Source organism: Akkermansia sp. GGCC_0220 (assembly GCF_017566105.1).
Lineage (GTDB): Bacteria > Verrucomicrobiota > Verrucomicrobiia > Verrucomicrobiales > Akkermansiaceae > Akkermansia > Akkermansia massiliensis.
The window spans coordinates 101,463-115,251 of record NZ_JABFCI010000002.1; the positions used below are offsets into that span (position 1 = coordinate 101,463).

Below are 13,789 nucleotides of genomic sequence, written 5' to 3' on the forward strand. Positions count from 1 at the left end.
GGAGGAAAAGGCTTTTCCATCTGCCTCAAATGAGCCTTGATGAACGTGCTGCAAGGCGTTATTTTAACGGCCATGAGATTGGCTACCCTGATCTGGTTGACCGGCGCCGTGTGCTGCATGCCGGTCCTGGCCGCAGACCCTCAGCATAAGGAACAGAGCGCCGCAGAAAAGGCCCCGCAGCCCCGGTCGCGGAACGTCTCCCTTCAATGCATTGCTCCGGCGCCCGGCTTGCCGGTCCCCATGGATTTGACGCAGGCGGACGAAATCCGGCTGAACGCCCTGGACGTTACCGTGTCCCTGAAACAGCACCAGGCCTTTCTGATTTACACCTGCGCGCTGGACATCCCCAAAGGCGTCAAGGGCAAGACCATCTCCGTGGGCGTGCCGTTCCAGTATGATCCGCCGGATGAACAGGCCAATGCCGCAAAGCCGGAGCCCATACGCAACCTGCCTTTTACGAAGGCGGTGCAGGACGTCGTGACGTCCGTGGACGATTTGAAATGTGATTCCTCCCTGGTGGAAGGGCGGCATCTTCAGGCGGACGCTCCCACCATGTCCCCCGTTGCCGGAATCACCCACTGGCTGGTGGCCCAGGTTCCCAACAAGGCGGGTACTCATGTGCTTACCTTCCAGTTTTCCGTGCCTTATACGCAGGATATTGCCATTACGCCGGAACCGAAGGTCAACATGGGGGAACCCCGTCTGACGCTGCTCGCCTCTCCGGTGATGACCTGGACGGGAGGCACCCCCAGGGCGGTCGTGAATGTATACAGCTCGGAGATGACCAACCAATCCGTCAAGCTGGACCCGTCCGCAGATGCCAAATCCATTGTGACTACGCCCAAAGGCGTTTATACCTGGTCCCTGCTGGGAGCGGACGGCAGGCCCTATGCTTCCTCCGTAGTGCTGACGCCCGGCCCCGGCTGGGTGCTGGACAAGGACGGCCAGGTCACCATCCGCGGTGAAAAGGGAACCCTGACGGACCAGTATGATGTGACGGCCAGCTCTACTCTGGAGAAGGACCCCTACGGCGCGCCGTGCTCCCCGGATAACCTGAAGAACGGCACCGGCTATTGGGCGGAAGGCGTTTCCGGAGACGGGCAGGGGGAAACCCTGGAAATCAAGCTCAAGAATCCGGGACGGCTGCTGGGCATCATGCTGGAAACCGGCATTTCCCCGGTGACCAATCCGGAAAGGGATACGGAAGCGCGGCGGCATCCGAACATAGCCTATTCCATGTTCAGCCGCCCCAAAGTCATCCAGGTAACGCTGAACGGGAATTACACCTTTGACGCCACGTTGCGGGATGACTGGACGCCCCAGATCGTCGTGCCGCCGTACTACAGGCAGCCTGTGCACACCATCAAGATCAGGATAGATTCCATCTATCGCGGAACCGGAACGTCGGACACCTACATCGGCATCCTCAAGCCTATTGTCCAATAAAAGGCTCGTTCCGGCCCTTCTTGCCCGGAATCGGGAGTCCGCGCCTTTCCTCTTTCGCAGTAGTTCCGGCATGAACAGCCTGGCGCGGATGGTGGGGCCTTTCTCAATGATGGAACAGGGAACTGCCCGTGCGTCCCCTGGGATAATGGCGGAAGGGAAGCGTGAGCAGGTACATCAGCACGAGCGCCGGAATCTGCATCCACAGCAGGTACCAGGGCCACGGCCCGAACAGGTCCAGCACGGAGCCGCCCGCAGGCGTAGCCACGGTGAACCCGTAATTGGTTTCCAGAAGCATGTTGACGGGGTGGACGGCGGCCAGATATACGTTCGCCAGCAGAAGGGCCCACAGGAAATCCCACCGCGCCGGCTTCCATTCCAGGGCCAGCGGCAGGTAAAGGGCCGTGATGACCGTTACGCCGTGGGACAGGAAAAAGGCGAAGTACGTCCACGACGGGAAATCGTGGGCCACGGATGGGGTGAGCAGCCCCTGCAAGGTGGCGCACAGCACGCAGTAGTACACCACGGAGCGCAGCAGGCGGGAGGGAATCCACAGGCTCAGGGCGCAGAGCACCTGCATGACGGAGCAGAAATGCAGGGGAAGCATCCACGTCCAGCTCTTTTCCGGTTCATCCGCCAGCATGGCGGCCAGGTCCGGAACCAGGCTGAACAGGCAGGCGACTCCCAGCCAGAACGTGGTGCGGTTCCTGACGGTTTTCTTGTAGGACTGCCCCAGTTCCATGATGCAAACTCCCGCCGCCAGAAGAACGGCCAAAGCCGCCCAGTGGGAAACCCCTGCAAATTCCAGTGGAGGGACGCCGTTCATGCAACGGCTACCATAACAGAGAAGGGGGGGCGGGGGCAACGCGAAAAGCGGGACGGGTTTCAGTCTTGCAAATTCGCCTTCCCCGGGCATACTTGCCTGCGGAATGAAACAGGGCTTGTTCATATTGGTCAGCGGCCTGCTGATGGCCGGCCTGACCGGATGCGACGATTCCAGCGAACGGCGCGCCCGCTACGCGGAGAAGAAGCCCGCTCCGCGCCCCCTGGAAAGAACGTTTGACCCTCCCAAAAAAGTTCTCCCCCCCGCGGAGCCTAAAAAGAAGGCCCCCGTGTGGATGGACTACAAGGGGGAGGACATGCGGCAGCTCACGGAACTCTCCGGCCGCAAGGTGCTGATTGTCTTTTATGCCCCTTGGAGCCGCCCGGCCACGGACTACGTGCAGGCGGTCAAGTCCTACGCCGCGGCGCAGGACGGCAAGGCGTTCGCCGTGCTGATTGACGCAGACGCTTATCCGGACGTGGCCCGCAAGTACGGGCTGGAAGCCGTTCCGCTAACGGTCCTGTATCTGGAAGGCATGAAGCTGAAGGAAATGGTCGGCGGCGTTTCCGCCCCCCGCCTGAACGAACTGATTGAACAGACCATACGGGTGCAGTAAAGGAATTTCCTTTGCGGCCTCTGCATGGTTACAGGGAAAAATGACCAATTCCCTGTAGATGAACACTCGTCAATAGTCCGGAGAGGTATATTCCTTCTGGAGGCGCCTCTTATATTTCGTATTGGAGACGGTTTGGCAAAATTCCGGAATGTGCAGGCGGAAGGCGCATTTATTTCCTCCCGGGACGGAGAGATTGGAATGTTTAATTATTGGCCATCAATGCTTGTATTTTTGATGCCCTTTATTTTCACCTGATTCCTGCGTCGTTTCGGCCCTTTTCCTGTCTGCCGAATACGCGTTGAACGTGTTGATGGGGAGAGGGAAATCTTTCAAGGTGACCATGGACTGAATGACCAGTTCATTCAACAATAAATGAATTGAAAACATAAACACTATGGCTATATCAACTATACCATTTCACCCGCTCGACGCTGAAAATAATCCTCGTTACAAGGTGAAGAAAAAAGACGCTCCCAAAATCGTCTGGCACAAGACGGAAGAAATCGGCGTCCATGACTGGGAAGGATACATCCGTATCCCCTTTGACAAGGAATATGCCTTTACCATTCAGATGGACGACAACGGCTACCTGGAAATAGACAACCAGAAAGTGGTGGAACTCAAGGACGGCAACTCATCCAAGAAGGCAGAGGGCAAGAAGGAACTCAAGCAAGGTTACCATTACGTCAAGCTCCATCATGAGAACCTGAAGGTTCCGGATGCCATTGCCCCCTATCCCAATGCGGAAGAATTCGTTCCTCAAATGGATGGGGCTGACCTGGAACTTTGGGAAATTGATGCCCCCGTCAATCTTTGGAAGACGGAGGATGCCCAAAAACTGCTGAAATGCTACAATGTGGTGGATTATGTCACCATGCCCAATCCCGGACAGGTTTGGTCCTACATCGGGGGGTGGCTCTATCAGGCTCACCTGAAGGAAATTGAGGATAATGTACCTGAGCAATTGCGCAGCTATTATAACAGCTGCGCCCTGCGCATGAGTATCGCGCTGAGTTCCTTCGGAAAGGACTTGAAGAACGAAGCCGGGGCTATGCCCATCGGAGCCGAGGCGAACGCCGATGCGCTGGGAGGTAAAACCCACGTGATCATCCGTGCAAGGGACATGGCCGCTTATGTGCAAAAGCTCCTGGGCGACCCGGACTATGCCGACGGCCAGGATACAGGCTATTGCAGCCCGCAGCCAGGCGACATTATTGTGTTTGCCGGAAAGGGTCACGCAGGAATGTGTCCGGGAGACAACATCTCCATTGGCAGTTTCCTGACTGGCCCCATTTGGTTAATCAACCGGGCGACATTGAAAGACGCTGAATAATTCATCAACTTCTTTTTTACGGAGCGAATGCTTTAAAAGCATTCGCTCCGTTTTTGAACATAATGGAAAAGAAAGTAATCTACCCATTTCTATGGATAAAACACCACTCTTTTGTTGTTTGTTTTCCGGACTGATACCCGTATCGGCCAGCGCGGCGCCATCTCCCCCCCCCTTTCCCACGCAGGCTGAAGTGGCCGCGGATGCTTCTCTTTACAGCCCGGCCATGTACCTGCGGAGAAGCGACATTCTCCTGGCGGTTATTATTTATAAGACGGTAGAAACGGACCAGGAGATAACGTACTACGCCCGCGTCGTCCAATCCCTCCGGGGGGACATTCCTGTGGAGGCTTTGATCCAGTGGAGCTGGGCTGCCCATAAACACTCTGCGGTCAGCTTCTCCAAACCGGAACCGGGCAGCTCCCCTAAAACGGAACTGTATTCCGGTAATTATATGTATTATACCCTTGCCTCCTCCAAGGAGGTAAAAAAACTGCCGGACACGCCGGAATCTTTTGCTCCGGCGGACAGTATCCCGGGCCTGGATTCCTATGATCTGGGAGACGACGTCATTTACTTCCCGATGACGGAGAGCGATCGGGGCCAAGCTATAAGGAAACTCCTTCATATCGAACCCGCCAGGATCACTGCAGAATCGGAGGCCGCCCGCTTCCGGCCCTCTTCCGGCAAGTAACGCCTTACTCTTTTTTCTTTCCCTCTTTCCGGCAGGCCCTTCCTTGTTGCCCGGGCATGTTTCATCTCCCCGTCCGGTTCCTTTCAGGAAGCAGGCCTTTTTTTGTATTTCAGCATTCCCCTCCCTGTCCCGGACAGGGGGGGAAATACATGAAAAAACCGGTTCACGTTTCCGTGAACCGGGCCTGAAAAAAGGGGGAAGTGTTAGACGCCCAGGTTGAACGCCCTGTGCACCACCCGGGCCGCTTCCTCAATGTCTGACTCGTCCACCATCACGGCAATCTTGATCTCCGAGGTGGAAATCATGCCGGTCTTGATGTTGGCGTCCGCCAGGGCCTTGAACGCGGTAGCTCCCACGCCGGAGTGGGAGCGCATGCCGATGCCTACCAGGGAAAGCTTGGCAAGACCCGCTTCCGTTTCCACCTTCACGGTGGAACCCAGGGCGGCCATGACCGGCTTGAGGGCAGCCTGGGCGCGGCCCAGTTCGTTGGAGGGCATGGTGAAAGACTGGCGGACGTAGCCGTCATGAGCGGTATTGGCCAGAATCATGTCCAGGTTAATTTCCGCTTCTGCCAGGGCGCCCAGTATCTGGGCCGTGTAGCCAATCTGGTCCGGAATGCCGGTAATGGTAACGCGGGCCTGGTTGCGGTCAATGGAAATGCCGCGGATGACGACGGCTTCCATGGAGGGAGTTTCTTCTTGCACGATTGTACCGGGGTTGGTGTTCATGGAGTTGCGAACTTCAAAGACGACGCCGAATTTTTTGGCGAATTCCACGGAGCGCGACTGCATCACCTTGGAACCGTTGGAGGCCATCTCCAGCATCTCGTCATATGAAAGGGTTTGTATCTTCTTGGCGTCTTTCACCACGCGGGGATCACAGGTGTACACGCCGTCCACATCTGTAAAAATCTGGCACACGTCCGCTTTCAGCGCGGCCGCGATGGCGATGGCGGAAAGGTCGGACCCCCCGCGGCCCAGCGTCTGGACCATTCCTTCTTCCGTGGCTCCCTGGAAGCCGGCGCAGATGAGGATGTTGCCTTCCAGCAGGTACTTGTTCATCAGCGTGGGGTTGATGCTGTGGATGCGGCCACGCGTATGGCTGCCGAAGGTCGTGATGCCCGCCTGCGCTCCCGTGAAGGACATGGCTTTTTCCCCCAGCTCGTGCAGGGCCATGCAGAGCAGGGCGATGGACTGCTGCTCTCCGGTGGCCATCAGCACGTCAAGTTCGCGTTCGCAAGGGGATTCGGACAACTCTTTGGCCAGGCCGATCAGCTTGTCCGTCACCCCGCTCATGGCGGAAACGACGGCGACCACCTGGTTGCCGTCTTTGGCGGTGTCATGGATGCGGCGCGCCACATTGCGGATGCGGTCAATGGTGCCGACGGAGCTGCCCCCGAATTTTTGAACGATAAGAGCCATGTAACAGGATGATGATGTAGGTTAGGATTGAGGAAGAAGGTGTTCGATGCGGAGTACGCGGGGTTCCGCCGCCACGCAGGAAATGCGGGCAATTTCCTCCAGGGCCTTCTGAAGCTGGCCCCACGGGCAGGAATGGAGGATGAAAACGAGGTCGTTCCACTGGGCTCCGTCTTCAGCGATATGGCTGGGAGCGGAGGAGGTGGCGGATATGCCGATGCCGAAGGTGGCCAGAATGCGGGCTATCTCCGCAATGACGCCGGGCTGGTCCGCCACCTGGAAGCGGACGTAATACGGGGTGACCGTATCATTGATGTGCATGATTCCGCAGGACTTGGCATACGGATTGAACCCCGTATGGTATTCAGGATAGCGGCTTTCACGCATGGCGGTGATCACGTCGCTGATGACGGCGGAGGCTGTGGGATTTTTGCCCGCTCCGCGGCCGTAAAACAGCGTTTCCCCTACAATGTCTCCGTTGACGGAAATGGCGTTGAATACGCCGTTCACGGAGGCCAGGATATGCCAGTCATGGACAAAGCAGGGCTGGACGCGCAGTTCCAGGGCGTCTTCCTGCCCTTCATGGTAGCGGATGACGACGAGGAGCTTGATGGTATACCCCAGCTTCCTGGCGAACTCGAAATCCCGGCTGGTGATGTTCTCAATGCCGCTGACGTAAATCTTGTCAGGGGAAATAGTGGTTCCGTACGCCAGCATCGCCAGGATGAGGGCCTTGTGGGCGGCGTCCCAGCCGTTGACGTCCAGGGAGGGATCTTCTTCCGCAAAGCCCAGCTTCTGGGCCTGGACCAGGGCGTCCGCGTAATCGGCCCCGTGTTCTCCCATGGCGGAGAGGATGTAATTGGACGTTCCGTTGATGATGCCGACAATGGAATTGATATGGTTGCAGATCAGGGAATTCTGCAGGCTCTGGATGATGGGGATGCCGCCTCCGGCGGAAGCTTCAAAATAAATGGGCGTGCCCATTTCCGCGGAAAGCTTGAAAATCTCCGCGCCGTACTCCGCCAGAAGAGCCTTGTTTCCCGTGACGACGGGTTTCCCGGCGCGGAGGGCCAGCGTCACCAGCTCGTAAGCCTGGCGCGTGCCGCCGATCAGTTCGATGACGATGTCTATTTCCGGGTCATTCACCAAGTCCTGCCAGTCGTCCGTCAGCAACTCCTGGGGAACGGCGGTTTCCCTGGGTTTTTCCAGATTGCGCACGGCGATGCGCTTGATTCTGAAAGGAATCTTGCTCCGGGCTTCCAGAAGGGAGTGGTTGCGGCACAGCGTTTCATAAACGCCGGAACCAACCGTTCCCAGCCCGGCAAGCCCAAGTTGTATAGGTTTTTCCGTCATTCCTGCCGGGGGATTATGCAAAAAAATCCCTGTAACGCAAGAGCTTTTACCGTCTGGAAATGCCACGTGGCCCTCGTCCGGAAGGCGTGGAAACGGGGGAAAGTGGAAAGGGTGGCCGTTACTCCGTTCCCCTGGCTCCTCCGGATAATCTCCGGAAGTGCCCGTTCCGTTTTCTGTTCCAAATTTTGTAAGGGGGAAATCCTTCTGTATTCTGCAGAAATAAACGGAGTGGGGGGAATATCATATCCCGCCATGTTCATTCTGCCGTTGCCTGGGAATGGAAGCTTGATTAATTCCTCCTGAGCGCTTCAAGCTATCCTTTCTGTCCGCCAGGCTTGTCTGGTTTCCTGGCTAGCGTATTTAAAACATTTTCCGCAGTACAGCGGCGGGGAATTTCTCTCTTTCTTTGTGCCGTCCGGAGTCTAAAGGGGCCGGAACCCTTATTCCCGGCGCACGGCCGTGAATGAACATGCGGGAAGGACGGCTTCCTTACGCCTGCGGTGGCATCCCTGGTGCGCTGCAGGTTCACGAAGGTTCCGCCAGGACAACCGCCGTGCCGCAGGCCGGCAATTCACTGGGGCCGGGGGAAATCTCACTGCTGGCGAAATCGGGCAGGGAAACGGCGCCGGAAAAAGGCAGCAAAAAACCCTCCTTGAAGAGAGGGTTGGATTGGCAGCCCCACCAGGACTCGAACCTAGAAATACTGAACCAAAATCAGGTGTGTTACCAATTACACTATGGGGCTGTCTTGCACTGGCATTCCTGCCGTTGCGGGGCGTAGTAAACCATACGGGGCGTAGTCTGGCAAGAGAAAAATGCCCCGGTTCGGCGTTTGGCGGTCAATGTTCCGGCTTGATGATGCGGGTATAGCTCAACCGTTTGAACATCAGCATGGGAATGGCTACTCCGATCACTAGGGAGAAGATGATGAAGAACGCCGTGATGCCGTTCTTGCAAATCTCTACAATCAGCCGGTTCATGGTGGCCGTGTCCTGGTTCTCCTGCATGAACTGCATCAGGGCCAGGATGGTCTTGTAGGCGTACACGCCCGGAATCATCGGCAGCAGGGAGGGGAAGGCGAAAATCTCCGCCGGGCACTTCACCAGCTTGGCCGTCATGACGCCCAGCATGCCTATGGTGAAGGCGGCGATAAAGGTAGCGCTGGAAATGTCAATGGACCAGGAATGCAGCATGTAAAACCGGAAGGCGTGGCCGATGGCCGCCAGCAGGGCGGAAACGGCAATGGCGCGCTTGGGTGGATTGGAGATGACGGCAAACCCCGTGGCGGCGATGGCGGCCATCAGGCCGTCCAGGAGGATGGAGGAAAGAAAATCCGGACTCATAAGCTGTTTACCCCCACGATGAGCATGGTTGCGGAAAGGCCGATGGTGATGCAGGAAATCATCATGATGGAATGGACGCCGCGTGAGATGCCCATCAGGATGTGGCCGTGCATCAGGTCCATGATGGAATTGATCATCTGAACGCCGGGAACCAGGAACAGGACGCTGGTGGCCAGGGCGATCTGAGGCGTGGAGCCGAGCTGGAAGATGACGGCGCACGCGGCCGCCATGGAAGCGGCGAAGGCGGAAAGGATAATGACGCCCAGCGGATTGTACTTCAACCGGGAAAGCTGCTGTTTTACCAGGAAGCCCAGCAGGGTGGCGGCGAACACGGTCAGCATGGCCCACAGGTCCCCGTTGAACAGGCGGCAGAAGGCGGCGTTGCCCACGCTGACCAGAAGCAGGTCCGTCCAGCGGGAAAACCTCTTGGTGCGCACGATGGAGCGGAACGCCTGCTCCATCTCCGCAATGCTGACGTTGTTGTCCACCGGGAGCCAGCTCAATTCGCTGAGTTGCTGGATCAGGTTCAAGTTGAACGCCAGGGGCTTCAGCTTCCGGACGGAGGTGCGGCGCAGCGTCTCGTCATCCTTGCAGATCAGGCTCATGGTGATATTGCGCTGGAAAATGGTCATATCCGCGCTATACCCGTACGCGGCGGCAATGCGGGAAATATTGCGCACGGCGCGGTTGGTGTGCACCCCTGCGCCCATAAGCGTGGTGGCGTACTCCAGCAGGAACTCTGAAAGGGCCTGTATTTGGTCGGTATGCTGCATAAAGGGGAAAGGCGGAATAAAAACGGGAAAGTCAGGAATGGGCGGCCTGTCTTCTGGCGGCGTAATCCTTCTGCTGGTCCTCCCCGGTGACGCCCACGGAAAAATAGGTGCTTTCCGGGTGGGAGAACACGAGGGCGCAGACGGAGGAAACGGGCTGCATCATCCAGGTCTCCGTCAGGTTCATGCCCGCTTCCTCCCGGGCATGGAGCAGGCCGAACACGGTTTCCTTCTCCTGGTGGTCCGGCTGGCTGGGGTAGCCGCAGGCGGGGCGCACCCCTGACTCTTCCGGAATATTCCACAAAAGGCGCAGCTTGCCATGGGCGATGGAAGCGAAAGCCTCCACCAGGCGGTCCGCCAGGGAGCTGACCAGCAGGGCGCGGTAGGAATCATTCCTGGCTTCCCATTCCTTCGCCCAGCGCCTGGACCCGTGGATGCTGACGGCCATGGCCCCCACATAATCCTTCACCCCCTCGGGAGCGATGAAATCCGCCAGCGCCAGCCGGGTCTTTCCCTGCTTGTTCAACTGCTGGCGCTGGGTCAGCAGGATGGCCTGCGGAACGTTTCTGGACTCATCCGTCCAGACGGTGATGTCGTCATGGCTGGCCGTGGAATTGGCCGGGAAAATGCCGATGACGCCGCGGGCCTGGTAGCGGTTCTCCTTCACGGCCTGGTCCAGCAGGTCGCGTGCGTCCTGGTACAGGGCCGCGGCCGCCTCCGCCTTGGAAGGGTCCTTCGTCCGGAACTCCTGGCTGGCGCGGTTCCAGGAACCGTGCAATTCCCAGGCGTGGAAAAAGGGCGTCCAGTCAATATGCTCAATCAGCTCCTGAACGGTCACGTAATAGCGCGGGTCGTCACTGCAGCAGCCGCAGCTGACGGAGCTGTGCAGGCTGCCGATGGAAACCGGTCCCAGGCGTGCGGGCACGGGGGGAAGATAACCGCCCTCCGCTCCCTTCCAGCGCAATTCCCTGGCTTCCTTCAGGGGTAGGAGGTCGCGGACGGGCTTGTTTTCATGCCTGTTGCGCAACTCCTCCTGCCGTGCCTTCACGGCGGCAATGTAGGAATCTTTCTTCTCGCTCACCAGGGAGGCGGCAGCGGGCACCACCTGTGAGGCGTCCACCGTATGAACCACGACGCCCTTGTAATGGGGGGCGATTTTCAGGGCCGTGTGCAGGGCGGACGTGGTGGCTCCCCCCACCATCAGGGGAATGGTCATCCCCCGGCGCTCCATCTCCGCGGCCACGTGGGACATCTCCTCCAGGGAAGGGGTAATCAGGCCGGAAAGCATCACCAGGTCCGCCTGTTCCGCTTCCGCCCGGTCCAGAATGGTATCGCAATGAACCATCACGCCCAGGTCAATCATCTCAAAGCCGTTGCAGCCCAGCACCACGCCCACGATATTCTTGCCGATGTCATGCACGTCCCCCTTCACGGTGGCGATCACGGCTTTTCCCGTCTTGGAGGAACCCTTGCTGTCCGCTTCAATGTACGGGGTGAGCCATGCCACGGCCTGCTTCATCACGCGGGCGCTCTTCACCACCTGGGGCAGGAACATCTTGCCGTCCCCGAACAATTGCCCGACGACTTTCATGCCGTCCATCAACGGGCCTTCGATCACGTTCAGCGGAGAGCCCAGCTCCCGGAACGCCTCCGCCGTATCCGCATCCACGAACTCGGTAATGCCCTTGATGAGGGAATACTCCAGGCGTTTGGCGACGTCCTGCTCCCGCCAGGCCAGCACGGGCTTCTTTTCCTTTCCGTCTTCCGTCTTCTCCGCGGCCAGTTTTTCAGCGTAATCCGTCAGGCGTTCCGTAGCGTCCGGATTCCGGTTCAGCAGAACGTCTTCAATCAGCTCCAGCCTGTCCTTGGGAATATTATCGTACACCTCCAGCATCCCGGCATTCACGATGCACATGTCCAGCCCCTGCCGCGTGGCGTGGTACAGGAAGGCGGAATGCATGGCCTCCCGCACCGGATTATTGCCGCGGAAGGCAAAGGAGACATTGGAAATGCCGCCGGAAATGTGGGTGTGGGGAAGGTTCCGGGAAATCCAGCCTGCTGCCTTGAAGAAATCCAGCGCGTAATTGGCGTGTTCCGCAATGCCGGTGCCGACGGTCAGCACGTTCGGGTCAAAAATGATATCCTCCGGCGGGAACTGCACCCGCTCCACCAGCAGGTCATAGGCACGTTTGGCGATGCGGACGCGGTCGTCGTAATTGGAAGCCTGCCCCTGTTCGTCAAAAGCCATCACCACGGCAGCAGCGCCGTACTTTTTAATCAGAGCCGCTTTCTTCAGGAACTCCTCTTCCCCCTCCTTCAGTGAAATGGAATTCACGATTCCCTTGCCCTGCATGCATTGCAGGCCGGCCTCCAATACTTCCCATTTGGAGGAATCCACCATGAAGGGAACACGGGCAATATCCGGCTCCGCGGAAACGAGATTAAGAAAGCGGACCATGGCCTCGGGGCCGTCGATCAGGCCGTCGTCAAAACAGAAATCCAGCACCACGGCTCCATTCTCCACCTGCTGGCGGGCAATGGATACTGCTTCCTCATAATTCCCTTCACGAATCAGGCGCGCAAATTTGGGGGAACCCGCCACATTGCAGCGTTCCCCCACAAAAAGGGTATTCTTCTCCCGCGTATGATTGTACGCTTCATATCCGGACAGGCGCAGCGCGGGCTCCTGGGAAGCCGGAATGCGCGGAGGCTCCCCTTCCATGGCTGCAGCAATGGCGCCGATATGCTCCGGAGTGGTCCCGCAGCAGCCGCCTACGATATTCAGCAGGCCCAGGGAGGCATACTCCTTCATGAACCGGGCCATGTCCTCCGGAAGAAGGTCGTAGCCGGTGGGGCTGAGAGGATTGGGAAGCCCGGCATTCGCGTAAATGGACACGTAGCAATCCGCCAGGCCGGAAAGCTCCTCCGCAAAGGAGCGCATCAGGTCCGGCCCCAGGGCGCAATTGATGCCCACGGAAAAAGGGCGGACGTGACGAATGGAATTCCAGAACGCTTCAATCGTCTGGCCGGACAGCGTGCGTCCGGCCTTGTCCGTCAGCGTTACGGACACCATGACCGGAACGGCGGCCTCCGGCTGTTCCTCAAAAATCTCTTCAATGGCGAACAGGGCCGCCTTGGCGTTCAGCGTGTCGAAAATCGTCTCCACCAGCAGCATGTCCACTCCTCCTTCCAGCAGGGCCAGAACCTGGTCGCGGTAGGCTTGCCTCAGCTGGCGGAAATTCACGGCCCGGAAGCCGGGATCGTTCACGTCCGGGGACAGGGAGCAGGTAACGGGCATGGGACCGATGGAGCCGGCCACAAAGCGCGGCCTGCCGTCTGACGCTTCCGCTTCGTCACATGCCTGGCGGGCCAGTGCGGAAGCTGCCATGTTCAAATCCCGGACCAGGGCCTTCAATTCAGGGGAATCCACCACCTCCTGGAAATACTCCTGGTCCTTGCGGCGCCCTTCTTCCGGACGGTGCCAGAAGTAATCATGCTGGCCGATGCTGGTAGCGCCGAAAGTGCAGGTTTCCAGAATATCCGCGCGACCCGTATCCAGAAAGCGGCGGTGAATATCCAGAATGATTTCCGGCCTGGTCAGCACCAGCAGATCGTTATTATTCTTCAGGTCGTTGGGGTAGCGGGCCGCATCCGCAAAACGTTCTCCACGGTAATCCTCCTCCTCCAGCCTGAACTTCTGGATATTGGTGCCCATGGCGCCATCCAGGATGACGACCCTGTTGCGCAACTGGTCTTTCAGATAATCAAGGCGTTCTATTCTGGATGCTCTGGTCATACGGCGCGGAAAATCTAACGTTCGTCCGTGTTTGGAACAAGGACAATTGGCGTCACACATCCTCTGAAGAAGCCTTCCCTGGAATGTACATTTAAAATCCCCCTTATTGGCCCTCATTCTGTGCCGTGGAAATGAATGGAAAACCGTATTCAAGGGAACAGGAAGCTGATGGCCGATGACATGCCTGTGGTAAATAAACAAAC

10 protein-coding genes and 1 tRNA gene are annotated in these 13,789 nt (G+C 58.1%); 4 read left to right on the forward strand and 7 right to left on the reverse strand.

Annotated elements, in window-relative coordinates:
- Positions 1-72 precede the first annotated feature (72 nt).
- Positions 73-1,446, forward strand: a complete 1,374-nt coding sequence (locus HJW02_RS01995) for a hypothetical protein (RefSeq protein WP_146018200.1) — start codon at positions 73-75, stop codon at positions 1,444-1,446.
- A 103-nt stretch (positions 1,447-1,549) separates the two neighbouring features.
- Here HJW02_RS01995 and HJW02_RS02000 read toward each other — a convergent pair whose 3' ends face one another.
- On the reverse strand, positions 1,550-2,269 hold the full coding sequence (locus tag HJW02_RS02000) for a TIGR02206 family membrane protein (protein WP_022398231.1): 720 nt from the start codon (positions 2,267-2,269) through the stop codon (positions 1,550-1,552).
- Between the two features lie 103 nt (positions 2,270-2,372).
- Between HJW02_RS02000 and HJW02_RS02005 the strand changes: the two genes are divergently transcribed.
- From HJW02_RS02005 to HJW02_RS02015, 3 genes are all read left to right on the forward strand, one after another.
- Positions 2,373-2,882 (forward strand): thioredoxin domain-containing protein, encoded by a 510-nt coding sequence (locus HJW02_RS02005; RefSeq protein ID WP_022398232.1) that lies wholly within the window; start codon positions 2,373-2,375, stop codon positions 2,880-2,882.
- A gap of 454 nt (positions 2,883-3,336) precedes the next feature.
- Complete coding sequence (locus HJW02_RS02010) at positions 3,337-4,215, forward strand: T6SS effector amidase Tae4 family protein (RefSeq protein WP_240454317.1); 879 nt, start codon at positions 3,337-3,339, stop codon at positions 4,213-4,215.
- A 91-nt stretch (positions 4,216-4,306) separates the two neighbouring features.
- Positions 4,307-4,906 carry a hypothetical protein gene (locus HJW02_RS02015; RefSeq protein WP_102722290.1) on the forward strand — a complete coding sequence of 200 codons (600 nt, stop codon included), beginning with the start codon at positions 4,307-4,309 and terminating at the stop codon, positions 4,904-4,906.
- Between the two features lie 203 nt (positions 4,907-5,109).
- On the opposite strand, the gene HJW02_RS02020 is transcribed toward HJW02_RS02015, so the two are convergent.
- The 6 genes from HJW02_RS02020 to metH all read right to left on the reverse strand — a co-directional run bounded on the left by HJW02_RS02020 (position 5,110) and on the right by metH (position 13,586).
- Positions 5,110-6,327 carry an aspartate kinase gene (locus tag HJW02_RS02020; RefSeq protein WP_022398236.1) on the reverse strand — a complete coding sequence of 406 codons (1,218 nt, stop codon included), beginning with the start codon at positions 6,325-6,327 and terminating at the stop codon, positions 5,110-5,112.
- Positions 6,328-6,348: 21 nt separating this feature from the next.
- Positions 6,349-7,677, reverse strand: coding sequence for a homoserine dehydrogenase (locus tag HJW02_RS02025; protein ID WP_022398237.1), 1,329 nt, complete (start codon positions 7,675-7,677; stop codon positions 6,349-6,351).
- A 670-nt stretch (positions 7,678-8,347) separates the two neighbouring features.
- Positions 8,348-8,422: transfer RNA gene (locus HJW02_RS02030), tRNA-Gln, on the reverse strand.
- Positions 8,423-8,516: 94 nt separating this feature from the next.
- Positions 8,517-9,020 carry a threonine/serine exporter family protein gene (locus HJW02_RS02035; RefSeq protein ID WP_022398238.1) on the reverse strand — a complete coding sequence of 168 codons (504 nt, stop codon included), beginning with the start codon at positions 9,018-9,020 and terminating at the stop codon, positions 8,517-8,519.
- A complete protein-coding gene (locus HJW02_RS02040; RefSeq protein ID WP_022398239.1) occupies positions 9,017-9,793 on the reverse strand; it encodes a threonine/serine exporter family protein in 777 nt (258 codons plus the stop codon). The genes HJW02_RS02035 and HJW02_RS02040 overlap by 4 nt, the downstream gene beginning before the upstream one ends.
- 31 nt (positions 9,794-9,824) lie before the next feature.
- Positions 9,825-13,586 (reverse strand): methionine synthase, encoded by a 3,762-nt coding sequence (gene metH, locus HJW02_RS02045; RefSeq protein ID WP_156340785.1) that lies wholly within the window; start codon positions 13,584-13,586, stop codon positions 9,825-9,827.
- Positions 13,587-13,789 lie beyond the last annotated feature (203 nt).